This is a genomic window from Vibrio tarriae (genome assembly GCF_002216685.1).
Lineage (GTDB): Bacteria > Pseudomonadota > Gammaproteobacteria > Enterobacterales > Vibrionaceae > Vibrio > Vibrio tarriae.
On record NZ_CP022353.1, the window covers coordinates 703,795 to 728,519 of the forward strand.

The following is a 24,725-nucleotide window of genomic DNA, read 5'->3' on the forward strand; positions in this document are numbered from 1 at the left end:
AGTTAAGACGGCTTGATGCATAGCATTGAGCCGTTTCTTTTTATGGAGTGAGAGCATGTACTGGGTCAATGGTCAACGGCGTAATGAAGTGCCTATTCATGATCGATCATTTCAGTATGGCGATGGTTGCTTCACGACTATACTGACCAAAGAAGGTCAGGTGCAGCAATGGTCTTCACATAAGGCGCGATTACAGGCCTGTCTTGATATCTTGCACATTCCCGAGCCCAATTGGGATCGGGTATGGCAGGGACTGCAAAGCATGATCCTGCCGCAGGAGAAAGCTGGACTGAAAATACACATCAGTCGAGGTTTGGGAGGGCGTGGTTACAGTCCTACTCAAGTGAGTGAAAGCAGTGTTACTATTAGCGCCTTTGCTTTTCCTGCCCACTATCAAGCATGGCGTGATAAGGGATTGGCTTTGGGGATTTGTCAGCAGCGAATGGGATTAAATCCTCTGTTGGCGGGACACAAACATAATAATCGACTGGAGCAGATCCTACTCAAACGCGAGATGGATAACGCGGGATGGGATGATGGGGTCTGTTTAGATATCAATGGCAAGGTGATTGAAACCACCGCAGCCAATATATTTTGGTGTAGAGATGGGACGATGTTTACACCTTGTTTAAGACATGCCGGAGTCGCCGGAGTTGCGCGTCGACAGATACTCGAACTCGCGCAGCAACAAGAGATTCCTATTGTGATTGATGAATTTACGCTGGAAGACTTATTGAGTGCTGAGGAAGTGTTCATGACCAATGCCTTGCTTGAGGTCGCTCCAGTCAGACAAATTGGCGAACAGCAATTGACGATAGGTAACATGACGCGACGATTTCAGGAGAGTAGTAATTCGTGATTAAAAAGCTGGTATTGGCGTTGGTTGCTCTGATCGGTATTGTGGCAGGCAGCTACTTTTATGTTGTTAAGCAGATGGATCAGTATCTGGCTCAACCTTTGATGATCCAAGAGGCTCAGCTCGTCACTATCGCCTCAGGAACCAGTCTCAGTCGAGAGCTGGCCCAGTTAACCGAACAAGCTTGGATCCAAGATAGCTTTGTTGCCGAATGGGTACGTCGTTTTCATCCTGAACTCTCCAAAATTAAGGCAGGAACCTACAAGCTACAACCTGATATGTCTTTAGAGCAGGCTTTGGCGCTATTGGTTTCTGGTAAAGAGCATCAATTTTCCATCACCTTCGTGGAAGGCAGTCGTTTTCAAGAGTGGCGGGATATCCTCGCAAGCAACGAAAACATCACCCAGCAACTGACGGGCTTGACTGAAATTGATATTGCAAAGGCTTTAGGCATTGAGCATGAAAAGCTGGAAGGTTTGTTTCTTGCGGAAACGTATCATTTTACGAAAGGAACCAGCGATGTAGAGATCCTCAAACGAGCTAATCAGAAATTGGAAAAATTTCTGCAAGTGACTTGGGAGCATCGCCAAGAGGGACTACCAATCCAGACGCCTTATGAAGCCCTAATCCTTGCCTCGATTATTGAAAAAGAAACCTCAATTGCCGAGGAACGCGAACGCATTGCAGCCGTTTTCATTAATCGTTTGAATAAGCGCATGCGCTTACAAACGGATCCAACGGTGATTTACGGGATGGGAGAGACCTACGATGGCAATATCCGTAAGAAAGATTTGCGCGCTCGTACACCATATAACACTTATGTGATCAATGGCTTACCTCCAACGCCTATCGCAATGCCCGGAGAAGCGTCAATTTATGCTGCACTCAATCCTGAACAGAGTGATTATCTTTACTTTGTGGCAAGCGGTGAGGGTGGACACAATTTCTCTAAGACACTCGCAGATCATAACCGTGCTGTGCGTGCTTATCTCAAAAAACTTAGAACAAAACAATGAACGCAAAATTTATCGTAATTGAAGGTCTTGAAGGGGCGGGCAAAAGCACGGCGATTCAAGAGGTGGTGGAAACCTTACAGCAAAATGGGATTGATCATATCACTCGCACTCGTGAACCCGGCGGTACGCTGCTGGCTGAAAAGCTGCGTGCGTTAGTGAAAGAAGAACACCCTGGTGAAGAGCTTCAAGACATTACTGAGTTACTCTTGGTGTATGCCGCGCGAGTACAACTGGTGGAAAATGTCATTAAACCCGCGTTAGCAAGAGGTGAGTGGGTGGTCGGTGATCGCCATGATATGTCCTCTCAAGCTTATCAAGGTGGTGGCCGACAAATTGCACCAAGCACGATGCAAAGCCTTAAACAGACCGCGCTTGGGGATTTCAAACCCGATTTAACCTTATATTTGGATATCGACCCTAAGCTTGGTTTGGAACGTGCTCGCGGCCGTGGTGAGTTGGATCGCATTGAAAAAAATGGACATCAGCTTTTTTGAGCGTGCTCGTGAGCGTTACCTTGAATTGGCTAATAGTGATGATTCTGTGGTTATGATTGATGCAGCACAGTCGATAGAACAGGTCACCGCCGATATTCGTCGTGCATTGCAAGATTGGTTGAGTCAAGTTAACCGTGTCTAATCTCAATTCGCTTTACCCTTGGTTAGTTCCTGTCTGGCAGCCTTGGCAAGCAGGATTAGCTGCAGGAAAAATCTCGTCAGCGACGTTAATTCAAGCATCAGAAGGATTAGGCGTTGAGAGTTTGGTTGAACTGATGGCCCGCACCTTGATGTGTACGAATAGCCAAAGTGAGCCATGCGGTTTTTGCCATAGTTGCAGCTTAATGCAATCGGGTAATCATCCCGATTTTCATGTCGTTAAGCCTGAAAAGGTAGGCAAATCGATCACGGTGGAGCAAATTCGCCAGATGAATCGTATCGCCCAAGAGTCGTCTCAGCGCTCTGGTTATCGCTTGATTGTGATTGAACCTGCCGATGCGATGAATGAATCTTCCGCTAACGCGCTACTGAAAACGCTCGAAGAGCCAGCACCAGACTGTCTATTTATTTTAGTCACCTCTCGGATAAAGCATCTTTTGCCGACGATTGTCAGCCGTTGCCAAAGATTAGTCATTCCCGCGCCAACCACTGCGCTGGTGGTTGAGTGGCTAAAAGGGCAGGGGATCACGACGCCTGCCTACGCCTTACATCTTTGCGCGGATTCACCGATCAAAACCCGTGCCTTTATGCTCGAAGGGGGCACGGAAAAATATCGCGAGCTTGAAAGCCAACTTATCAATGCGCTGAGTGGCGATGTGAATGCGCAACTTAAATGTATCTCACTCATCGATGCCGATCTGACCACGCATTTGTATTGGGTTTGGTGTGTTTTGACCGATGCGCAAAAAATTCACTTTGGTGTGCAGCAAGACTATTATCCCCCTGCAAGTGCCGCATTAGCTGGCCGTTTTACCTATTCTAAACTTTATGCACAGACAGCGAACTTGGAAAGGCTGATGGAACAATTGAACCAGTTCAGTGGATTGAATACAGAACTGCTGTTGCTGCAATGGTTATATCAATTTAGTGATGAGGAAACATGTTTGTAGATTCTCATTGTCATCTCGACAAGTTGGATTACCAAGACTTACACGCGGATGTCAGCGATGTGCTTGCCAAAGCGCACCAAGCCAAAGTGGAATATTTACTCTCGGTTGGCGTTACGCTTGATTCTTTCCCTAAGATGCTCGCGATGATCGAGCCTTTCTCGCAAGTGTATGCTTCTTGTGGTGTGCATCCACTGGATGTGCAGAGTGATTTCTCTCTCGACCTTTTCCACCAATATGCACAGCATCCTCGAGTGGTTGCGATTGGCGAAACGGGGTTGGATTATCATTACCAACCTGAAACCGCCGATTTACAAAAACTGCGTTTTCGGCAGCAGATTGAGACTGCTGTGGCTCTGAATAAACCGCTGATCATTCATACTCGTAATGCTCAACAAGATACCCTTCAATTACTGAGAGAAGGAAAAGCGCAGCAGTGTGGTGGTGTGATTCACTGTTTCACAGAGGATCTTGCTTTTGCTCAAGCTGCGATGGAGTTGGGATTCTACATCTCTATTTCAGGGATTGTGACTTTCCGACAAGCAACGGATCTTAAAGAGGTTGTGAAAGCCTTACCTCTGGATCGTCTCTTGATTGAAACGGATTCACCTTATCTCGCCCCTGTACCGCATCGTGGTAAAGAGAACCAACCTGCTTATGTGGTCGAAGTCGCTGCCTATATTGCCGAGCTAAAAGGGGTTTCTTTGACAGAAGTTGCGCAAAAAACAACACAAAATTTTCAAAATCTTTTTTTGCGATGAGAATCATATTTAGATAAAAAAGCGAGCGTTTGCTCGCTTTTTTATTCGTCAAATAAATAAGAAATTCTAAATAAGCAGGTGTTTACTGTATTTGTTGAAAAATAGAGCGGAATTCCTCAAATTGTAATTTTGTTACTAAAAATAACATGCATGTCTATTTTATTTACCCAGTAAAATTAATGCTATCAATAATTATTTATATATAAAACATATGGTTAGGTTGATTTTTGAGTTAAAAATGAAAGATTGCCGATTGTGATCTAATTAGTAATTTGAAACTTAATTTCGTCGCAAACTAGAAAATTTGAGGGGTATCAAGATATATTTAGAGCCGGAAAATATAATGCAAAAAGTGGTTACATTTTCACTGGGTGCTAACATTTAGGCTACGGGGGTATGCCGTTAGTCCCAGCAATTCTAATAACTTAATCAGGAGCATAAACATGTTTAAGAACGCTTTTGCGAATCTGCAAAAGGTCGGTAAGGCGCTGATGCTGCCAGTATCAGTTTTGCCTGTTGCCGGTATTTTGCTAGGTGTCGGTGCCGCTAACTTTAGCTGGCTGCCAGAGGTTGTATCAAATCTTATGGAACAAGCGGGTGGCTCAGTCTTCAGTCAAATGGCTTTGCTATTTGCTGTAGGTGTTGCGCTGGGTTTTACTAACAATGACGGTGTATCAGGTCTTTCTGCTATCGTTGGTTACGGCATTATGGTTGCGACTTTAAAAGTCATGGCAACTGTGATGGGCGTGAGCGGCATCGATACTGGTGTTCTAGGTGGTATCCTAGCCGGTGGCGTTGCAGCTTGGTCATTCAATCGTTTCTACAAAATTCAACTGCCTGAATACCTCGGCTTCTTTGCTGGTAAACGCGCAGTACCTATCATTACTGGTTTCATTTCAATTGCACTGGGTGTGGTTCTGTCATTCATTTGGCCACCAATCGGTTCTGCTATTGCCACTTTCTCTGATTGGGCTGCAAACCAAAACCCAGTAACGGCATTTGGTATTTACGGTATTGTTGAACGTTCTCTGATCCCATTCGGTCTACACCACATTTGGAACGTACCTTTCTTCTATCAAGCGGGTACTTGTGTGAATGGTGCGGGTGAAACCGTCCACGGTATCATGACTTGCTTCCTAACAGCAGATGATGCATCTCGCGCTGCAGGTAATGGTTTCGGCCAATTGGCGGGTGGCTACTTGTTCAAAATGTTCGGTCTTCCAGCTGCTGCATTTGCGATTGCTCACTGTGCTAAACCTGAAAACCGTGCCAAAGTAATGGGCATCATGGCTTCAGCCGCTCTGACTTCATTCCTGACGGGTATTACTGAGCCAATCGAATTCTCATTCTTGTTCGTTGCTCCAGTTCTGTATGCTATCCACGCTGTATTAGCGGGTCTGGCTTACGTTCTGACTAACGCGCTGGGCGTGGTTCATGGCCATACTTTCTCTAACGGTTTCATTGACTTTGTTGTTCAATCGCCACGTGCAGATAATATGTTACTGTTGGTTGGTCTAGGTATTGGCTATGCTGTGCTGTACTACGTGGTATTCACTTTCGTCATTCGCACTCTGAACCTAAAAACACCAGGTCGTGAAGATGAAAGTGCTGATAGCTCAACATCGAGCGGCAACGAGCTAGCAGGTGATCTGGTTGCAGCATTCGGTGGTAAGGCGAACATCACTAACCTAGATGCGTGTATCACTCGTCTGCGTGTATCGGTAGCAGATACTGCTCTAGTTGATCAGGACAAACTGAAAAAGCTTGGTGCAGCAGGTGTGGTAATGGTTTCTGGTGGTGTACAAGCTATCTTCGGTACTAAATCAGACAACTTAAAAACAGAAATGGATGAGTGGATCCGTAATCACGGTTAATCTCTCATTCTTCCCCCTAAAGAAAAGGAGACTTTAGGTCTCCTTTTTTACGTCTCTAGAAGAATCTGCAACACAGTCGCAGTTCTATTCGTTTAGGATGAAGTCTTATCCATCGCTTTCTTTATGCAGATGGCTGCGCCACCCCATGTGATCCCAAGACCGATGATCATCATGATAATTGCACTGAATGTCATTAGTATGCCTCCTTGCGTGAGCTTGCATTGATCAGAATTCCGATCACCAATAGCGCGGCGATAATCGCCCAGCCGAGTGTTAAATCGTAGCCGCCGTAACCTTCGGTGAGGAGAGTCTGCAGCTTCGTTGCGACGATAATCGCTAAGATAACTGGTGAAACAAAGCGCAGGCAGATATCAAACCAAACCCCGACGCTAAAATCAGAGATGCTGTTGACGTATTTGCGTACATCAGAAATCTTCAATAACCAAGTCATCAATACCAGCTCCACCAAACAGCTGGCCATGATACCCACGTTGTTCGCAAAGTGGTCAACCAAGTCCAGAAGTAGCAAACCGCCGTTGGTTGCAAAAGCCATTGAAACTAAAAAGCCAATACCAATAACGATGTTCGCGGCTTTCTTACGGCTCCAGCCGAGCTTATCAATCAACGCTGAGGTGACGGCTTCCATGATGGAAATGTGTGAGCTCAAACCTGCAACAACCAAGGCTAAGAAGAACAAAGGACCTAAGATGTATGGGATTGGCAACAAATTGATCGCCGCTGGCAAGGTAACAAAAGCAAGACCAACACCGGCTGAAACGACTTCCGTCAACGGTTTTCCTTGCTCTTGAGCCATATAGCCCAATACCGAAAAGATCATAATCCCAGCCAGCACCGAGAAACCACAGTTAATCAACACGGTCATAAAGGCGTTGTTGGTTATATCGGATTTCTCAGGCAAGTAGCTTGAATAAGCCAGCATGATCGCGAAGCCGATGCTCAGAGTAAAGAAAATCTGCCCATAAGCGGCTGCCCAAACTTTCACATCCCAGATTTTGCTGAAATCGGGCTGGAACATGTAGTTCACGCCATCCAATGCGCCGGGTAGGAAGATCATGCGAGCGATCAGAATCAGCACCATGATAAATAGAATCGGCATCATGATTTTTGATGCACGTTCAATGCCTTTTTTGACCCCACCCACAATGGCTGCATAAGTGATGACCCATGCAATCAACATAGCAAATGCGATGTGCCATTGAATGCTGCCTAAATTTGTGGGCGAGTTATCCCCTAACTTCAGGTATTCGCTGAAGAAATAAGCGTTAGTATCGCTGCCCCAACTTTGGGTAAACGACATACCAAAGTAGGAAATCGCCCAACCAATCACCGCGACATAATAAACAGCAATTACGGCTGCAATACCAACTTGAAACCAGCCTAACCACTCAAATTTTGAGTGAATTTTGGCGAGTGTCGTTGGCGCTGAACCCCGATGCTTCTGACCCATGCTAAACTCTAGGATCATAAACGGAATGCCGGCGGTGACCATGGCGAAAAGATAAGGGATGAAAAACGCACCTCCACCATTTTCATAGGCCATATAAGGGAAACGCCAGATGTTACCAAGGCCAATTGCTGACCCTACGGCGGCTAATACGAATCCAACACGGGATCCCCATTGTTCTCGCTTCATAAACAACTCCTTGTAATATCTAGGGTATGAAGCTTTTCGTCAGCAGTCGCTGAATCAGGGGTAAAAGGAGACAAAGTTATCCGTACAATATTTGCTCGGCCAACTTTTGCTCTATCATCCATGATTCTGCAAAAAGTTAGTTATATATATTGGTTGCTGTCCGAAAACCTAGAATTTAATTCTTAGTTACGCGATGTGTGTTTGCGGAATCTGAAATAATCAGCTACGCAATAGTTCGAGACTACCGTTTTATTTTGTAGGTGGCAATAGATTATATAGGTTGATCGTTTGTTAATTGTAGGTTGTATTCTTTGGGTTTGGGTGGCTTTATCGAGGATTATGGCGTTTGATTGGTGAGAGTTAGTGAATCTCACTGAGATCGGTAAATTGAACTGATAGAAGTATCTAATATAAAAGAAAGAGTGTCTGTCTAAAAAACAGCCACCCTTTAGATGATATGTCCAGTTTCGCGAGTTTGTTAAAATTTGGGACTAAAAAGCGGTCATTAGAAACGAATAGTTATCCCGACATGTGCTGAGGCTTGATTAAGCCAATCAGACTTGAATTTTACAACACAGCTTCCTGAAGAAGGCAAGGTACATACGGCGCTTGAGTCATTATCAACCATGGTACCTAACCAACGTAACTGGGCATTCAGTGCTATAGTTGGGGCAAGATTGTATTCAACTCCACCGAATGCGCTGGCTGAAAACCCATACTTCTTATCTGCCCATTCAACATCTGTATAGGCTCCTCCAATTCCTAAGCCAATGAAGGAAGAAAATTTCTCAGCAATTGGGTAGTGAATGCTGCTTTGAAAATGTAGGTAGTGAATAGAAGCGTCTTGATTGACCAGTGCTTCGACTTCGGTGGATTGCGTAGAATAGAACAAACCAACCCGACCTTTATCGTAGGTGGTTTCAATTGCTAAAGCGTAACTGCTGGCATTATCAAGGTCATATTGATTGCCTGCTTGATCGATTACTTTGCCTCCCAAGGTGTAGCCAACGGAAGGTGTTACCATCCACTCTGCGGCGGAGAGTGGTGCAAAGAGTAGAAACAATGTATTAAGAATAAATATATTTATTTGACGCATGTTGAAATCCTAGCCAAGTTTTTGACGACACAAGGTATTGTGATAGTAACTGCATAATCGTGCACGAAAAATCAGCAAATCTTGAAGATACTTCACACCAATGTTATTACTTTGTTATGTCGCCAAGGAGGTTTATATGGAACAAGATCTTAAGTTTGCACTGGCTATTGTTGTAATTACTTTCACTGTGCTGCTCGGCTTCGGAGCTATAGCCATTTCGTACTAGTTTTGGGTGGTCCTGCAAATGAAGAGTGGTGGAGTTGTTTCTGATGCAAGGACGGAGCTCAATACTCAGCGTCTAGCCAAGTACATCGGTGGTAAACATGCACTGGTCGCTCAAGGTGGTGGTCAGCGAGGCATTTTTACGGCTGGTGTATTGGATTCTTTTCTTTTGTCTAATTTTGACCCTTACCATGAGTTTTATGGTACCTCAGCCGGGGCTTTGAACTTATGTGCTTTTTTATCCCGCCAAACGGGGTTGAGCAAAACCTTCATTTTAGAGCTAACGACTCGTGCTGAGTTTTTCCATCTATTCAGTTACATCCGGCGTAAGCAATATATGAATATGCAGTGGGCGTTGGATCAGATTGGTGAATACCCTTATCGCTTAGATTTGGATATGGCACGTCAAGCCTTAGGTAACCGCAAGGCTTATGCAGCAGTCACCTCCGCTGATGACTTAAAAGATGCTTATTTTCCTATGCTAGGTGCAGATTGGCAGCAAGTGTTATTGGCGACCTGTGCGATTCCTGGCCTTTATCCTGAGCCTATAACTCTCGCTGGTAAGCAATATATTGATGGTGGTGTTTCAGCATCAATTCCGGTGCAAGAAGCATGGCGTAAAGAGGCTCGCTTTATCACAGTGATCCGCACCGAATTTACGCTTAAGGGCGAGGACATTTCACCACCATCAGCTAACGAACTACCAGTTTGGTTGCGTGAGCCGCTGAGCCATTTTCAACATCAATTGCAGCATAAGTGGTCAGGATGGCGTCAAGAATGGAATGAGTTCCTGCAACAGCAAAAGCTGCGAGCAAAGGAGCAAAAAAAAGAGCAGAAGCATCTGGATGCTCTTAATGGTGGACGTTGGTTGTTTGGAGCGGATGATATTTATCGGCTTAGTCATTTATTGGGTAGCAAGTTTGATGCAGGGCTGGCGGATTTATTAATGGTCCACTATCAAACTTATACTCTGACTTCTGAGTTTCTCGATGCGCATCATGACGATACTTTTATTGCGCAAATTATGCCAAGTGAGCCGCTACGCTCAAATTCACTGTTGAGCTCACCAGAGGCGCTTCAACATGACTATGAGTTGGGGCTTAAAGCAGGTTACCGCTTTTTAAAATTATATAGAGAAGCTGAGGTTTTCCGTAAGGTATTGCCCAACAATCAGGTGTGATTGAAAGAGAAGAAGGCGAGAAAGCCTTCTTCTCTTTCAATGATTAATACACAGGTAAGATTCGCATGCAGTTGGTGGAGCCTTCGACACCCATAATATCGCCTTGGGTAATGATGACGAGGTCACCTTCTTCGAGTAAGTTCCGCTCTTTTAGTGCATCTAACGCAGCAATAGCTGCTTCTAAGCCACTGGTTTGTTTGGTATCGAAGTAGAAAGGGATCACCCCGCGCAATAACGCGCAGCGATTGAGGGTTGCTTGGTTGGCGGACATGGCAAAAATCGGGAATACAGAGTTGAGCCTTGAGGTCATTAATGCGGTGCGTCCTGATTCGGTGAGCGTGACCATGGCTTTGACGCCTCCTAAGTGGTTTGCTGCATAGATTGTCGACATCGCGATCGCTTCTTCTTCCGTGTGGAACACGCTTTTGATGCGATAGTTTTGCTCATTCGATTCAATCATCTTTTCAGCGCCAATGCAGACTTCAGCCATCGCTTTAACAGTTTCAACCGGATATTTACCCGCAGCCGTTTCTCCGGACAGCATCACTGCGTCAGTTCCATCGAGCACCGCATTGGCTACATCCATGACTTCGGCACGGGTTGGCATTGGGTTACTGATCATCGACTCCATCATTTGCGTTGCGGTAATCACCACTCGGTTGAGTTTTTTCGCGCGTGAAATCAGTTTTTTCTGTACGGCGATAAGCTCTGGGTCACCGATTTCCACCCCGAGATCTCCCCGTGCGACCATGATGACATCCGAGGCGCGGACAATATCATCAATGTTTTCATCACAAGAGACGGTTTCTGCGCGTTCAACTTTTGCCACCATACGTGCGTGAAGCCCAGCTTCTTGGGCAAGGCGACGTGCGAACTTCATGTCTTCACCATTGCGTGGGAAAGAGACAGCGAGGTACTCAACTTGAATTTCAGCCGCAAGCCGAATGTCATTTTTGTCTTTCTCTGTCAAAGCATCTGCCGACAAACCGCCGCCTTTTTTGTTAATCCCTTTATTATTGGAAAGGGGGCCACCAACCAAAACTTTGGTGTGGATTTTATTGCCTTCAACGCAGATAACTTGCAACTGCACACGGCCATCATCAAGCAGCAAAATATCGTCGTTACAGACATCCTGCGGTAGCTTTTTGTAATCAATCCCAACGCTTTCTTGTGAGCCTTCTCCTTTGGCTAACTCCGCATCGAGAATAAATGGCGCTCCTTCTGCTAAGATGATTTTTCCTTCTTTAAAGGTCGACACACGAATTTTGGGACCTTGTAAATCTCCGAGCAGGGCAACATGGCGGCCTAATTTAGCCGCAATCTCACGTACTTTTTGGGCTCTGTTTTTATGATCTTCTGGTGTGCCGTGTGAGAAATTCATTCTCACGACATTGGCACCTGCACGAATGATGGCCTCTAATATTTCGGGGCTTTCTGTGGAAGGACCTAAGGTGGTGACGATTTTTGTTCTACGTAAAGTTGAGCTCATATCAAGGTTCCTTAGATGTGAAGGTATTAGCGAAGCTTATACTCAGTATAGTGACTCAGAAAAAGTTAGATCGTTTTTGCTGTGAAGTAAGTGCTTGCACTTAGGTGTTACTCTGATGATGACTTTGGGTTTGCTCTGTTTTGGTATACAGTGCGAATCTGTGAAATAGGGAAATAAAGCCTAATAATTGGATATAAAACACAAACTTCTAGGGATATGCGTGATATTTGTCACGCCTATCTGACAAAGAACTTCACAATTACTTCGCAAAGTAAAAAAATTGGTCTGTTGTTGAATTCCGGAGTGTCGCATGTACATGGCTCAACCCGGTCATATTGATCACATTAAGCAGATCAATGCTGGCCGCGTATATAAACTCATAGACCAAAAAGGGCCAATCTCTCGGATCGACTTGTCGAAAGAGAGTGAGCTTGCGCCAGCCAGTATTACCAAAATTACCCGTGAATTGATTGATGCCCACTTAATTCATGAAACGACGGTTCAAGAGGCTATCAGTCGCGGTCGTCCTGCTGTTGGCCTTCAGACCAATAATCTTGGGTGGCAGTTTTTGTCGATGCGGCTTGGTCGCGGTTATCTCACTATAGCTCTCCACGAATTAGGTGGAGATGTATTGATTGATACCAAAATTGATATTCACGAGATCGATCAAGATGATGTATTAGCCCGCTTATTGTTTGAAATTGAAGAATTTTTTCAAACCTATGCCGCGCAGTTAGATCGCGTAACCAGTATTGCCATTACTTTGCCGGGATTAGTCAATTCTGAGCAAGGTATTGTGCTGCAAATGCCGCACTACAATGTCAAAAATTTAGCTCTGGGGCCTGAAATTTACAAAGCTACCGGATTGCCTGTGTTTGTTGCGAACGACACGCGGGCTTGGGCTTTAGCGGAGAAGTTGTTTGGTCATTCACAAGATGTCGATAATTCCGTTTTGATCTCCATTCACCATGGATTGGGGGCTGGTATTGTGCTCGACGGTCGCGTATTGCAAGGTCGACATGGCAACATTGGTGAACTAGGGCATATTCAAATCGATCCGAAGGGCAAACGTTGCCACTGTGGCAACTACGGCTGTTTAGAGACGGTGGCCTCTTCACAAGCGATTCGTGATCAGGTTTCGGCGCGTATTCAGGCAGGAGAGCCCAGTTGCCTCGCGATGATTGAAGATATTTCGATAGAAGATATTTGTGCTGCTGCCGCTGATGGAGATCCACTCGCTGTGGATGTTATTCAGCAGTTGGGTCGCTATTTAGGGGCGGCAATCGCGATTGTGATTAACTTATTCAACCCGGAAAAGATCTTAATTGGCGGTGTGATTAATCAAGCGAAATCAATTCTTTATCCCTCGATTGAACAGTGTATTCGTGAACAGAGTTTGCCTGTCTATCATCAAGACCTGAAGTTGGTGGAGTCGCGCTTTTATAAACAAGCGACTATGCCTGGTGCTGCTTTGATCAAGCAGGCGCTCTATGATGGTCTACTCTTAATGAAAGTGGTCGAAGGATAATCGGCCATTTCCCATACAAGAAGTAAGAATTTCAGCCTTGCTTACATTTACATTTATACCTAGGGGCTATACTGTTACCAAGGTATTCATTTAACGGAATTTCGTATGTCAGGTGTTTTGAACACGGTAGACCAGCGTACCAATCTGGTCGGCGAAAACCGATTGGAGCTGTTACTGTTTAGCCTCAATAGTCGGCAAATTTTTGCGATAAACGTATTTAAAGTGAAAGAGGTGATCAAAGTCCCTCTGCTGACTAAAATGCCGGGCTCACATCCGCATATTACGGGTGTGGCTTCATTACGCGGTGAACCTGTGCCTGTTATTGATTTACGATCTGCTATCGGTTTTCCTCCCCGTCGAGCCCAAGATACAGAACAAAATCTGATCATTACTGAATATAACCGTACGATACAGGGCTTTTTGGTGGGGCAAGTGCGCAACATCATCAATACTGCATGGACAGAAATTCAACCGCCCCCTAAGTCTGCTGGAAGAGCTAACTACTTAACCGCAATTACCCATGTAAAAGAGCAAGGTAGTCACTCTCAGATAGTTGAAATCATTGATGTTGAAAAAGTGCTGGCTGAAATCGTCCATTACGATGTTTCTATTTCAGAAGAAGTGCTGGATCATGTATTGCTCAATGACATGACTGGGCGCTCCGTATTGATTGTTGATGACTCCTCAACAGCCAGAAATCAGGTCAAAGATACGCTTTCTCAACTCGGTTTGAACATTATTGAATGCCGTGATGGGTTGGAAGCACTGAACCTCCTAAAGTCTTGGTGTGACCAAGGTAAGAATATCTATAAAGAACTCCTCATGATGATTACGGATGCCGAAATGCCAGAGATGGATGGCTATAAGCTAACTCATGAAATTCGTAATGATCCGCGTATGAAAGATCTTTATATCACACTGAATACCTCACTCAGTGGCAGCTTTAATGAAGCCATGGTGCAAAAGGTAGGCTGTAACCGATTTATTTCCAAATTCCAACCTGACTTGTTAGTGCAAGTCGCTCAGGAAAGATTAAGGGAAGTCCTCTCCTGAGCTTTGTTGATTGTTCGAGCAGTATTAAATACACAAGGCACTCATTGAGTGCCTTTTCTTATTATGAGTTCAGTGATGTATAAAACTGAATATTCGGTTCATCAACTAATAAACCATCTAGTGCGGCAATGAATTGTTGAAAGTGTTGACTGTGGCAATGGCTATCAAATGACGCCTGATCAGCAAACTGTTCATGGAATTGGAACACTCCCGAAGTGGCTTGTTGTTCAAACAGTTCATAACGGACACAACCTGGTTCTTGGCGGGTAGGGTCGAGCATGGCTTGTGCCAACTGGCGAACAGTTGGTATATGGTCCGGCTTAGCGTGCAATGTTGCGGTTAAATGGATCAAGGTGATTTCCTCTGTTTTTGTTATAGATAGCGTCCCTGACGTTGCAAAAACTCAATTTTGTAACCGTCGGGATCCGTAAGAAAGAAGAAGGTCGCTAAATGTTGTCCCTTGTGATCCAGAGCTTTGATATCACTAGGTTCTAGGCCTTTTTCAATCAATTTTCTATGGCAGGCATCGATATCTGATACGCTGACGGCAATGTGTCCGTATGCGTTACCAAGCAGATAAGGTTGCGTTTGATTGTGATTAAACGTCAGTTCCAGCTCGACTTCTGTCTCTTGGTTGCCAAGGTAAGTCAGGGTGAAAGTATCAAAAACATATTGCGCGCGGACATCCAGCGCTAGTGCTAGCTGATAAAAGTCGATAGAGCGCGCCAGATCGCTAACACGCAGCATAGTGTGGATCAGTTTAGTCATATATCCTCCAACGAATTGGGGTAAAGACTAATCATCTTGCCATGTGGGTTGGTAGTACTTGAGTACGACAACCCTTGTTTATGCAAGGATATATGATGATTATTGCGCTAGGCGATCGGTGATTGACGCGCTAGTAATTGGCTACGGACGTGGGTCATCACATCCTTGGGATCACGAAGATAGATCAAACAGGCGCAACGCAAGAGTGAAGCGAAATTAGTGATATCCCCAGTGTATTCAAGTGCTTCACGGTAGATAAGACCAATAAAGCGGGGGAGAGACATGGCCTGCGCTTGTGCGATTTCTTCGAGTATTTGCCAGAAGCTGGTTTCCAGCTTCACACTGGTTGCATGTCCATCAATACGTACTGAACGAGTAATAAACTGATAGTTTTCTTTAGGCTGATTGGCAAAAATTTCACACATACTTTGCTTTAAGGTAGGTTGGAGACTAAAGAATCTTGGGGATTTTTAGCGGCTGAGTCAACCCACTCGGCTAATTTGTGGCAGAGTATCGCTGCCACAAGTGAGCTTTACGAATAATAGACTTTGATTGATGAGGCTACAATACGGCTAGCAAAATGCCGCCTACGGTTGCCGCAGCGGAAAGATATTGCCCCGCCGAGTAGGAGGTATCCTCAACTTCTTTCGTTTTTTTCTGGGTGATCCATTCCCAAAGCACCATAAGTAAAGGCTTCCACCTTGTCACCTACGGTTTTATCTTTGCTTTCTAGCGCTTTACCTTCTTTTTCAATTTCCTGTAAAGCGGCAAGCAGCGCTTTGCCTTCTTCAGACAAGGTGACTTTATTCTGCTCCACTTTGAGGGGAGCAGGAGCCATATTTGGCTTAGTAGGTGTCTGAGATTTAAGCGTATTGTTGGATGGCAACGTTTGCACTGATCCTGCGCCTATTGGGTTCATACATCTCTCCTAAGTCATCACTCTGAAACTATATCGACCACAAACTAAAAAACTTGCGTAATTTTTACACTTTGTGTGCGAAAAACAGGCAAGCAAATGCTGTGCCTATTTTGAGTGTTTAATGGCTAAGAAGAGATGTTTATTCGCAAACGAGATCTGTGTTGCGATTTTTCAATGCGTTAATCGCTTCTGCTTGATGCGCTTTTTGCACATAACGTACAGGTGGCGTGAGTACTTGCAGTTGATAATCATCACTTTGTGGCGAAATTTCACCGACAGGAGTGATGATGACAACTTTGAGATTTGGGTTGCGACGCAAAATCGATGCCGCCGTGCCTAAACCCTGCTGAGTATGGAACATGCCGGCGATGTGTAGAACTTTGCGTTTAGGATTTACCGCAAGATAGCGCACAATGCTTTCCGCCATGGTCTCATCCCAAGTGACTTGCGCCGCATATTGGTTCTCATTTTGTGCTGGATTGCCATGGTGCATTGAAGCCATAAAGGTGCTCTTGTATGGCGAATCTTGAATGTTAACTTCGGTTGCGATCCATTGGCGTTGTTCAGGGCTTAAACGGTCAAGATAATCAATCCCTACTCGGCCAATACAACGCACGATAGGTTTTGGGGCATTGGCAGCAATAACGGGTAATTGTTGGCTTTTCGCAAACTCGACCAAAGGGCGGTAATCACTTTCGTAATTAGGCCAAGCATTCGCCTTTTGGATCAGATACTGCTCACCAATTTTCCCACTGAGATAGTCATCCATCAAGGGCTGTGCATCACGGGTAAACTGTTCCATCGACAGTGCCATCGGATGGCCATTTTCCGTCATCTGCTTAAGCAAATCAGCCTGGAAACGGTGGATACCTGCGTGGGTATGCCATTCACCGACCAGGATCACGTCAGCGTTTTCGATTTCAGCAGGCAATCTCTGTAGGCTGATCCGCTCACCAGTTGGCGTCGCCAATTGATAGTCATAAAAGGTACTAACTTGCGTTGGAGTGGCTGAGCAGCCGAGTAAGCTAAAAGAAAGGAAAAGTGCCGCAATAGTGCGCATAAGAAAGGCCTCCATAAAAATTGCGCTCATGGTAATGGAGGCGACTGACTTATGCAATCAATGAGAATCGTTATCAGTTATTTTCTGCGATACACTCGGAGCATAAAATCGGCTTCACATTCGAAAGTATCACTTTGACTAACACGGTGTTTAAAATCCTCACTGGCACGCCATGCGAACGGAGTCATTTGCAACAAGTCTGCCGCTTCTGAGCCATTGAGTGCCATAGGGTAGTGGAGTTTACACTCTTCAACCAATTCAAAACCCGACAGAGTTTCTGGTTGCTCTTCATGTAAACGCACCTGATCGTAGATGCCTTGTTTAAATTGATACAGGTGACGCGCCGCTGGCGTGACGGTGATAACGATGCCGCCTATTTTGATACAACGCTCCAATTCGGTGTCTTTGCATGGTGCGTAAATGCGGATCACGCCATCCAGACTCTGATTGGCAAAAGGTAAGCGGTGGCTAGAGGCTACGGCAAATTGGCAATCTGGGTAGCGTTTGGCCGCGTAGCGTATGGCGATTTTGGAAATATCGAGCCCAAAAGTTTGTGCTTCACTGTCTTGCTGGCGCAAAGCCTTGGCAAAAAAATCGGTGTAGTAGCCTTCACCGCAACCAATATCGAGCAGCATTTGTTGGCGGTCTGTTAAATAGGTTTGGCACAATTTGGCAACTTTTTCACGCATGGGCGCGTAGTGGCCTGTGTGTAAAAAACGGCGACGAGCCTGTGTCATCTCTTTGTTATCACCGGGATCTTTGGAGCGCTTATGCTGAACAGGCATCAGATTGACGTACCCCTCTTTCGCTACATCAAATTGATGACGATTGATACAGGCGTAAGTATTTTGGTTTAGCGTTAGGGGATGCTCACACAGCGGGCACAAAAAGGTCATGGTGGTCTCAATCAACAAAATAGAGGCGTAAGTTTAACGGCAGCCGCGCGAAATACAAAGCGCAACCCAGTCTCTTAACGCTGTTGATGTTGACTGCAGGAGGGATAAAGGCCGCTCAAATTCTTGAACAGCCTTACAGTAAAGAGATCAACATTAAAAATTGAAGGCGACACCCGTTGAAAGGAAGGTTGATTGTTGATCAAAAAAGTTCACCGCATCATCGGTTTCACTCAGTCCTGCCATCGCGTTAATCGAGACATTTTGCCAACCAAAGGGCGCGCGATAGACATACAGCGCAAAGGCGCTCCAGCGGTTGGCATCACGGGTTTTCGCAAAAATCGGGTGTGCGGTATCGTACTCTTCTTGTCCATAACTGAGGGTTAAAAACAGCGCTTGTGGGCCGAAAAAGGTATTCACACCGAGTTGATAATCCTGCGCCGTAAAATCAAATGCATCCCCTTGAGCATCACGCTGGGTATAGGTGATTTGCGGGACTAATGACCAAGAGCGGCTCAGAGGTAAAGAGATTTCAGCCGACACTTGTTGATACTCACTGTTGCGATTGAGTAAGGCACGTTGCGTATTATTGAGGCCGGATGTTGCACCGCTTTGCTCTTCATCGACTTTGTAATCTAAGTAGGCATAACGCAGAGTAATAGGAAGCGCGAAAGGCGCAGTGTAAGCAAGGCGTCCTCCTTGCGCGCTGATGTCGGTCGCCGCTCTTGCCGTCTGTGTTAAATAGGGATCGCGCCAAGTTTCATTAATGCCAGGCAGCGAAGGAAAATAAGCGAGAGTAATTTCACCCAGTCTCTCAAATCGGTGGGTGATACCAAGTTCCGCCTGCAGTTGTCCCTCGATAACTTGGTCGGTACTTTGACCTGCAAAAAGCTGAGTATTTCCCGAGGCAAAGGTGTATTGCACATTCCCGAGTGGTGCAAACAGTAGTTCGGAAGTGGAGGTACCTGATTGCTGTAAATCCGTGGTGATCGCGTTGTCATCATTGGTGTTCATTTGCGATTTATCACGCACGTAAAAGCTGTTTAGGCTCAGTGTGACATCCCAACCGGGCTGATTCCTATCGGTTGGGCCTTGAGCATAAGCCGCTGGTGGCAAAGAGGCGACAAGCAAAGTGAGTAGACTGGGGTAGAAAATGTTCATTAGGCTTCCTTACCAAAGGTATGCGATATACCCTTCCTACCTGCACTCCAAGTCGTTTGGGTATATATCGAGAGGCACAATTATATCGAGCTAAGTCATGAATGCCATGACGAAAAGATGAACAGAATGTGGATCGCTCGGTAAATTTGTCAAAAATGAAATAAGCAACACCCGCGTTGCAATCCGGAATGGATATACCCTTCCTACTTGAAGCTGCAGCGGTGTTGGCTGCATTCGTTCACCCCAATCACATAGCGTATCTATGCTCATGGGGATTCACTCATTTGCCGCCTACCTGCAACTTCAAGTTGTTTGGGTATAAAGTGCTGCTTATACCGAGAGGCTTATTGAGCTTGGCTAGTGATTTGAGTGACTAGCTGATGATTTTGCCTCGGCTGTAAGGTGATGCCCTCTGCCAGAGACGGCGCATGCAGTGTTGATTCCACACACAAAAAGTGTAAGTAACCCTCATCATTCATGTCGGCTATCGATTGAGCACCTTGTTGCCAAGGATTCCACAACACCGCGGAGTTATGACCTTGATTTTCAACGGTCAGCGTGCGAGCTAATGCGGGGTCTTGCACTTTGATCAAGGGTTCGGGTTGCGTGTAAACACGGTCTATCGTGTCAGTGAGAGTGAGCAAACCATGCTGAGTACATAGACGACTGTTTTGTAGGCTATCAATGTACTCCGTCCCCACACCTGAGGTTTGCGTTTCACGAATATCACCCACGTGCAGATAAGTGTGCAGAGCCCCAGAGAAGGTCCATGCTTTTGAATCCGTGTTAGTCACATCAAGTGTCACAGTCAAGCTCTCACGGATTTCCACGTGCAATCGAACGTCAAATTGATATGGCCAAATGGCTAAGCTCTCTGGCGTGGCTTGCAAGCCGAGAGTGACGATAACGCCTTGCTCATTTTCCCTGTGTTCGATCAGTTTCCATTCTTGGTTCCGTACAAAACCATGTGCTGGGGCGGCAATACGACCAAACCATGGCCAGCAAACCGGAATGCCACCGCGTAGCGCGGATTTGCCATCGTAAATAGCTTGTGAACTCATCCACAGCAAGTCAGCTTGACCTTTTGGCTGAAAGGAGAGGACATGGCCACCGTGCAGTGAGATAGCGGCGCTGGCTTTGTCATGAATGACGCGTACGATGTTGACTTGATCTTGCTGAGCTATGGTGACGCAATCAGACAATGTTGTGACGGTTTTCAAAGAGAGTAAATCCATCTTAGTTTCCTTGAGTCTGCGTTTTGGCTTGCTCTGAGATTTGGTGAAATAGCGAGCGAAAGACTCGGAAACACCAATACTCAGATACCAAAAAGGCGACCCTAGAGTCGCCTTTTTGTCTAACGAATTTCTTCGCTAATCACTACATTACTTAGAGATGTGAGCGATCAGGTCAAGAACTTTGTTTGAGTAACCGATTTCGTTGTCGTACCAAGATACCACTTTAACGAATTTGTCAGTCAGTGCGATACCTGCGTCAGCATCGAAGATAGAAGTGCGAGTGTCACCGTTGAAGTCAGTAGAAACTACTGCATCTTCAGTGTAGCCTAGGATACCAGCCAGTTCGCCTTCAGAAGCTGCTTTCATAGCTGCTTTGATGTCGTCGTAAGACGCTGCTTTTTGCAGGTTAACAGTCAGGTCAACCACAGAAACGTTAGCAGTTGGTACGCGGAAAGCCATACCAGTCAGTTTGCCGTTCAGTTCTGGAAGAACAACGCCTACTGCTTTCGCTGCGCCAGTTGAAGATGGGATGATGTTTTGAGAAGCACCACGGCCACCGCGCCAGTCTTTTGCTGAAGGACCGTCAACTGTTTTTTGAGTTGCAGTTGTTGCGTGAACAGTCGTCATCAGGCCAGACTCGATACCGAAGTTGTCGTTCAGTACTTTAGCGATAGGCGCTAGACAGTTAGTAGTACAAGAAGCGTTAGAAACGATGTCTTGACCCGCGTAAGTCTTGTGGTTAACACCCATTACGAACATTGGAGTCTTGTCTTTTGAAGGACCAGTCAGAACAACTTTCTTCGCGCCTGCTTCGATGTGTTTACGAGCAGTTTCGTCAGTCAGGAACAGACCAGTTGCTTCAGCAACAACGTCAACACCGATTTCGCCCCATTTCAGGTCAGCTGGGTTACGTTCTGCAGTTACACGTACAGTTTTGCCGTTAACGATCAGGTTACCGTCTTTAACTTCAACAGTGCCGTTGAAACGACCGTGAGTTGAGTCGTACTTCAGCATGTATGCCATGTAATCAACGTCGATCAGATCGTTGATGCCTACAATTTCGATGTCATTGCGCTCTTGCGCAGCACGGAAAACGAAACGACCGATACGGCCAAAACCGTTAATACCTACTTTGATAGTCATTATAGTTGCTCCACAACTTAATTTCTGATTAAAGATAACTGGTAGTAAAATTACAGAATCCAGTTAAAAGCTGCAACAGATAATCGGACTTAACTTGTTTAAAGTCAAAAAAAAGCGTCGCTTTTTTTCACAATCGTTTGCAACTGATTAACTTTTAAACTTGAGCCTGCTTTTTATGCTTACCAATTGACGTAGAATGTGGCGATGGTTAAGTACCGCACACACTAAAAAATCTTGCTCAAAATAGAGTGAAAAAGTATGTGCCACAAACTCTGAATTAGGCAAGTTTTTCACAAAAAATGGTCAGTGAAGCGATAAGTAAAAAGGAAATAGAAAGGGTGAAATTCGAATCAAAAGATCTGCACAAGCCTGATGAATACTGGCGTGAGCACCTGACGGAAGAGGCGTTTTACGTCTGTCGTCAACAAGGAACAGAACCACCATACTCAGGTAAGCTGTTGCACAATAAAGACACTGGCCTTTACCACTGTACCTGTTGCCAAACCGCTCTGTTTAGCTCTGAGAATAAATACGATTCGGGCTGTGGTTGGCCAAGTTTTGATGCGCCGATTAATGAGCAGGCAGTACGCTTTTTGGATGACTTCAGTCACGGAATGGTGCGTACCGAAATCCAATGTGCTGCCTGTGATAGCCACCTTGGGCATGTTTTTGAAGACGGTCCTAAAACGACAGGATTGAGATTTTGCGTTAACTCGGTGTCGTTAATTTTCAACAAAAAGTGAATAAGCGGTAAGAAAGTCACCGCTTATTGTTGAAGTATTTCATCCTTCGTTGGGTTTAGGGAGAGTGGTTTTGGAGTAACTGCCGTTACGGATGGTTTTGGCAATCGTGCTGGCAGTATCATCCAATGAGGCAAATTTCTCTTGGCTAAAACCGTAAAGCCGTTTCATTTCTGTTGTGGAGGCAACTGGGACGTCAAACTCTTTGCCAATCATCGCCCACAGATAAGCATGTTCTTTATCATGCAGAGCATGGTAGTTACTGGCTAAGGCTTTCAATATTTCAATATTGACGGGTTGACCATTACTGAGCTCAAGTGTTTTATGCAGCAGCTCGATGGTTTTCGGTTTATCGCGGTCAGTATAAAAAGTGGCGAGAGCGTACTGCATTTCAGCCGTTTCTAGTTCAGGCTTACCTTCCAGTTGCAAAAAGGCACGGCGCGCCGCGTGATCGCCAATTTGGCTCCACAAGAAATAGAGTGCTTGTGGTGAATTTGATTGTTTCAGTTCTGCCACGATGCGTTCTTGCTCTTTGCCTGAATTAACTAAAGCTTTAAAGCGGTTCTCTTTTAGCTTCGTTTGATCAATCGCTTGGATTTGCGAAGCAAGCTCAAGACATTTTCGATAAGCACTGACCAGATGGTATTCTTTGATGCTTTTTTCATCGCTCGGTGATTTCAAAATTTCAAAGCGGTGCCAAATTAGATCGGTTCTGGGAACGCGGCACTGCCCGTCATCCATATTGAGCTGTTCACAGCGTAGATTGGGGTTGTCGGCACAGAGCTTTTCGGTGTTTTTGCGATTCTCGAAACAGCCATTCAATAGCACTAGGCTTGTGAGAATAAGTAACGTTTTAGTCAAATTCATGATATCGGCTTGTGATCAAATACACTTATTTATTTAGCTGTTCTTGACGCATTACGCTAGCTCGTTATGTTGACGCCACATCACTTTTGAGCAGGACGAGTTCATGGACACCGAACAATTGATTAATGCGATTACGCCTGAAGCTTATCAGCGCCTACTGTACGCCGTGGAAACAGGCAAGTGGCCTGAAGGTACACTACTTTCACAACAGCAGCGAGATTCCTGTATGCAAGCTGTGATGTTGTATCAATCTAAGCACAATACGCAGGCAGATCATATGTCGGTTGGCGTGGGGGGGGAGGTGGTTTTTAAGTCGAAAGCGGAACTGAAAAAGCGCTTTTCGGAAGGGGAAAAGGATATTCTGCGCGTTAACCCCAACCAAGAGGTATGAATAATCCCCTACCTAACAATGAGCCTCGCATTACGCGAGGCTCATTGGCAACCATGTTAAATGGGGGAGATCGCTTTTCGATCTTCTGCTTCAACCACTACAGCGTCATTTCACCACGTAACACTTGCTGCATTTTGGCTTTCACTTCTTCATAGGAGAGGTTCTGGCTGAGCAGATAATGCAGTTTGGCGAGCGCCGCTTCAGGCGTCATGTCATAGCCACTGATCACTCCCGCATCAGCCAGTGCACAACCTGTGGCGTAGCCGCCCATATTGACTTTGCCCGCAAGACATTGGGTCAGGTTCACCACAATCACCCCACGTTCAGAGGCCGCTTTGAGCTGAGCCAGTAACTCAGGATTCTGCGGTGCATTGCCGACACCGAAGGTGAGCAGGATCATCGCATTCACAGGTTGCAATAGGGTATTGCGGATCACCTCATGAGAAATGCCGGGGTACATGGTAATCACACCAATCGGTTGTGGCGTGATCGGGTTGACTTTGAACTCACCACTCGGTTTTTCATCCACTTTGACGTTGGTGCTCAACTCAATATTGATGCCTGCTTCCAATAGAGGTGGCAGGTTTGGCGAGCTGAAAGCACTAAAACCGTCGGCGTGTGATTTGCGGCTGCGGTTGCCACGCATCAAACGGTTATTGAAGAACAGGGTCACTTCATTGATTGGGTAATTGGCTGCGACGTGCAAGGCATTGAGCAAGTTGGCTTGGCCGTCTGAACGCAGATCCGCCAGTGGGATTTGTGAGCCTGTGACAATCACAGGTTTGCCTAAGTTTTCGAACATGAACGACAGTGCTGAAGCTGTGTAAGCCATGGTATCCGTACCGTGGAGGATTACAAAGCCGTCGTATTTGTCGTAGTTGGCCGCAATATCGTCAGCAATAAGCTGCCAATCAGCAGGCGTCATGTCAGATGAATCCATCAAAGGATCGTATTCATGAATGGTAAACAGAGGCATTTCAGGACGGTGAAACTCGGGCATGCTGGCTAATTGCTTTTCCATAAACCCTGCAACAGGAACGTAGCCATGATCCGATTTTTTCATGCCAATGGTGCCGCCTGTATAGGCGATATAAATATGTTTTCTTGCCATAGCGAGAAATCACTCAGTGTAGGGAACAGAGCGGCGATTATAGCGAAAACTCTTGCAATAAAAAGAGGCGCTTCTTGCAAAGCGCCTCGGTATATCAAGGGTTGTGAC

25 protein-coding genes and 2 pseudogenes are annotated in these 24,725 nt (G+C 45.6%); 12 read left to right on the forward strand and 15 right to left on the reverse strand.

Annotated features, from left to right (window positions below; genetic code table 11):
* Positions 1–55: 55 nt before the first annotated feature.
* The 6 genes and pseudogenes from pabC (at position 56) to ptsG (ending at position 6,107) form a co-directional block, all read left to right on the forward strand.
* The gene (gene pabC / locus CEQ48_RS08880; RefSeq protein WP_089070979.1) at positions 56–859 is read left to right on the forward strand and encodes an aminodeoxychorismate lyase; all 804 of its coding nucleotides are present in this window, start codon (positions 56–58) and stop codon (positions 857–859) included.
* Positions 856–1,872: an endolytic transglycosylase MltG gene (mltG, locus tag CEQ48_RS08885; RefSeq protein WP_089070980.1), complete on the forward strand. Its 1,017-nt coding sequence runs from the start codon at positions 856–858 to the stop codon at positions 1,870–1,872. Before pabC ends, mltG begins: the two co-directional genes overlap by 4 nt.
* Positions 1,869–2,508, forward strand: a pseudogene (gene tmk, locus CEQ48_RS08890) (dTMP kinase). Before mltG ends, tmk begins: the two are co-directional and overlap by 4 nt.
* Entirely contained in the window at positions 2,501–3,475 is a 975-nt protein-coding gene (locus tag CEQ48_RS08895) for a DNA polymerase III subunit delta' (RefSeq protein WP_089070981.1), read from the forward strand. Before tmk ends, CEQ48_RS08895 begins: the two are co-directional and overlap by 8 nt.
* Positions 3,466–4,233: a TatD family hydrolase gene (locus CEQ48_RS08900; RefSeq protein WP_089070982.1), complete on the forward strand. Its 768-nt coding sequence runs from the start codon at positions 3,466–3,468 to the stop codon at positions 4,231–4,233. The genes CEQ48_RS08895 and CEQ48_RS08900 overlap by 10 nt, the downstream gene beginning before the upstream one ends.
* Before the next feature lie 443 nt (positions 4,234–4,676).
* Positions 4,677–6,107, forward strand: coding sequence for a PTS glucose transporter subunit IIBC (gene ptsG, locus CEQ48_RS08905; protein WP_181710788.1), 1,431 nt, complete (start codon positions 4,677–4,679; stop codon positions 6,105–6,107).
* A 92-nt stretch (positions 6,108–6,199) separates the two neighbouring features.
* On the opposite strand, the gene CEQ48_RS08910 is transcribed toward ptsG, so the two are convergent.
* From CEQ48_RS08910 to CEQ48_RS08920, 3 genes are all read right to left on the reverse strand, one after another.
* Complete coding sequence (locus CEQ48_RS08910) at positions 6,200–6,301, reverse strand: MetS family NSS transporter small subunit (protein WP_089070984.1); 102 nt, start codon at positions 6,299–6,301, stop codon at positions 6,200–6,202.
* Positions 6,301–7,761 carry a sodium-dependent transporter gene (locus CEQ48_RS08915; RefSeq protein ID WP_089070985.1) on the reverse strand — a complete coding sequence of 487 codons (1,461 nt, stop codon included), beginning with the start codon at positions 7,759–7,761 and terminating at the stop codon, positions 6,301–6,303. Before CEQ48_RS08915 ends, CEQ48_RS08910 begins: the two co-directional genes overlap by 1 nt.
* Before the next feature lie 505 nt (positions 7,762–8,266).
* Complete coding sequence (locus CEQ48_RS08920) at positions 8,267–8,857, reverse strand: putative outer membrane beta-barrel protein (RefSeq protein ID WP_089070986.1); 591 nt, start codon at positions 8,855–8,857, stop codon at positions 8,267–8,269.
* 136 nt (positions 8,858–8,993) lie between these two features.
* Here CEQ48_RS08920 and cydH point away from each other — a divergent pair, with 136 nt between their 5' ends.
* Both cydH and CEQ48_RS08925 read left to right on the forward strand, forming a co-directional pair.
* Positions 8,994–9,083, forward strand: coding sequence for a cytochrome bd-I oxidase subunit CydH (gene cydH, locus CEQ48_RS20610; RefSeq protein WP_113591832.1), 90 nt, complete (start codon positions 8,994–8,996; stop codon positions 9,081–9,083).
* Positions 9,084–9,101: 18 nt separating this feature from the next.
* The gene (locus CEQ48_RS08925) at positions 9,102–10,259 is read left to right on the forward strand and encodes a patatin-like phospholipase family protein (protein WP_181713270.1); all 1,158 of its coding nucleotides are present in this window, start codon (positions 9,102–9,104) and stop codon (positions 10,257–10,259) included.
* A gap of 43 nt (positions 10,260–10,302) precedes the next feature.
* On the opposite strand, the gene pyk is transcribed toward CEQ48_RS08925, so the two are convergent.
* Entirely contained in the window at positions 10,303–11,748 is a 1,446-nt protein-coding gene (pyk, locus tag CEQ48_RS08930) for a pyruvate kinase (RefSeq protein ID WP_089070988.1), read from the reverse strand.
* Between the two features lie 310 nt (positions 11,749–12,058).
* Between pyk and mlc the strand changes: the two genes are divergently transcribed.
* Together mlc and CEQ48_RS08940 are read left to right on the forward strand one after the other, a co-directional pair.
* The gene (mlc, locus tag CEQ48_RS08935) at positions 12,059–13,276 is read left to right on the forward strand and encodes a sugar metabolism global transcriptional regulator Mlc (RefSeq protein WP_089070989.1); all 1,218 of its coding nucleotides are present in this window, start codon (positions 12,059–12,061) and stop codon (positions 13,274–13,276) included.
* A gap of 105 nt (positions 13,277–13,381) precedes the next feature.
* Positions 13,382–14,329: a chemotaxis protein CheV gene (locus CEQ48_RS08940; RefSeq protein ID WP_089070990.1), complete on the forward strand. Its 948-nt coding sequence runs from the start codon at positions 13,382–13,384 to the stop codon at positions 14,327–14,329.
* Between the two features lie 61 nt (positions 14,330–14,390).
* On the opposite strand, the gene CEQ48_RS08945 is transcribed toward CEQ48_RS08940, so the two are convergent.
* The 9 genes and pseudogenes from CEQ48_RS08945 to gap form a co-directional block, all read right to left on the reverse strand.
* Positions 14,391–14,681, reverse strand: a complete 291-nt coding sequence (locus CEQ48_RS08945) for a putative quinol monooxygenase (RefSeq protein WP_089070991.1) — start codon at positions 14,679–14,681, stop codon at positions 14,391–14,393.
* A 20-nt stretch (positions 14,682–14,701) separates the two neighbouring features.
* Entirely contained in the window at positions 14,702–15,097 is a 396-nt protein-coding gene (locus CEQ48_RS08950) for a VOC family protein (protein WP_089070992.1), read from the reverse strand.
* A 107-nt stretch (positions 15,098–15,204) separates the two neighbouring features.
* Positions 15,205–15,522, reverse strand: coding sequence for a ribbon-helix-helix domain-containing protein (locus CEQ48_RS08955; RefSeq protein WP_089070993.1), 318 nt, complete (start codon positions 15,520–15,522; stop codon positions 15,205–15,207).
* Positions 15,523–15,658: 136 nt separating this feature from the next.
* Positions 15,659–16,016: pseudogene (locus CEQ48_RS08960) on the reverse strand (hypothetical protein).
* A gap of 139 nt (positions 16,017–16,155) precedes the next feature.
* On the reverse strand, positions 16,156–17,076 hold the full coding sequence (locus tag CEQ48_RS08965; protein ID WP_181714680.1) for a ChaN family lipoprotein: 921 nt from the start codon (positions 17,074–17,076) through the stop codon (positions 16,156–16,158).
* A 77-nt stretch (positions 17,077–17,153) separates the two neighbouring features.
* Positions 17,154–17,972, reverse strand: coding sequence for a 23S rRNA (guanine(745)-N(1))-methyltransferase (rlmA, locus tag CEQ48_RS08970; protein ID WP_089070995.1), 819 nt, complete (start codon positions 17,970–17,972; stop codon positions 17,154–17,156).
* Positions 17,973–18,125: 153 nt separating this feature from the next.
* Entirely contained in the window at positions 18,126–19,130 is a 1,005-nt protein-coding gene (locus CEQ48_RS08975; protein ID WP_089070996.1) for a DUF2860 domain-containing protein, read from the reverse strand.
* 344 nt (positions 19,131–19,474) lie between these two features.
* Positions 19,475–20,365, reverse strand: a complete 891-nt coding sequence (locus CEQ48_RS08985) for a D-hexose-6-phosphate mutarotase (RefSeq protein ID WP_089070998.1) — start codon at positions 20,363–20,365, stop codon at positions 19,475–19,477.
* Between the two features lie 147 nt (positions 20,366–20,512).
* Positions 20,513–21,508: a type I glyceraldehyde-3-phosphate dehydrogenase gene (gene gap, locus CEQ48_RS08990; protein WP_000153496.1), complete on the reverse strand. Its 996-nt coding sequence runs from the start codon at positions 21,506–21,508 to the stop codon at positions 20,513–20,515.
* Between the two features lie 299 nt (positions 21,509–21,807).
* On the opposite strand from gap, the gene msrB reads away from it, so the two are divergent.
* Positions 21,808–22,251 (forward strand): peptide-methionine (R)-S-oxide reductase MsrB, encoded by a 444-nt coding sequence (gene msrB / locus CEQ48_RS08995; RefSeq protein WP_089070999.1) that lies wholly within the window; start codon positions 21,808–21,810, stop codon positions 22,249–22,251.
* A gap of 39 nt (positions 22,252–22,290) precedes the next feature.
* Here the strand turns inward: msrB and CEQ48_RS09000 are convergent, their stop codons facing one another.
* Entirely contained in the window at positions 22,291–23,115 is an 825-nt protein-coding gene (locus tag CEQ48_RS09000; protein WP_089071000.1) for a DUF2989 domain-containing protein, read from the reverse strand.
* Positions 23,116–23,218: 103 nt separating this feature from the next.
* Here CEQ48_RS09000 and CEQ48_RS09005 point away from each other — a divergent pair, with 103 nt between their 5' ends.
* On the forward strand, positions 23,219–23,506 hold the full coding sequence (locus CEQ48_RS09005; RefSeq protein WP_089071001.1) for a YeaC family protein: 288 nt from the start codon (positions 23,219–23,221) through the stop codon (positions 23,504–23,506).
* Between the two features lie 97 nt (positions 23,507–23,603).
* On the opposite strand, the gene ansA is transcribed toward CEQ48_RS09005, so the two are convergent.
* The gene (ansA, locus tag CEQ48_RS09010) at positions 23,604–24,617 is read right to left on the reverse strand and encodes an asparaginase (RefSeq protein WP_000101384.1); all 1,014 of its coding nucleotides are present in this window, start codon (positions 24,615–24,617) and stop codon (positions 23,604–23,606) included.
* Positions 24,618–24,725 lie beyond the last annotated feature (108 nt).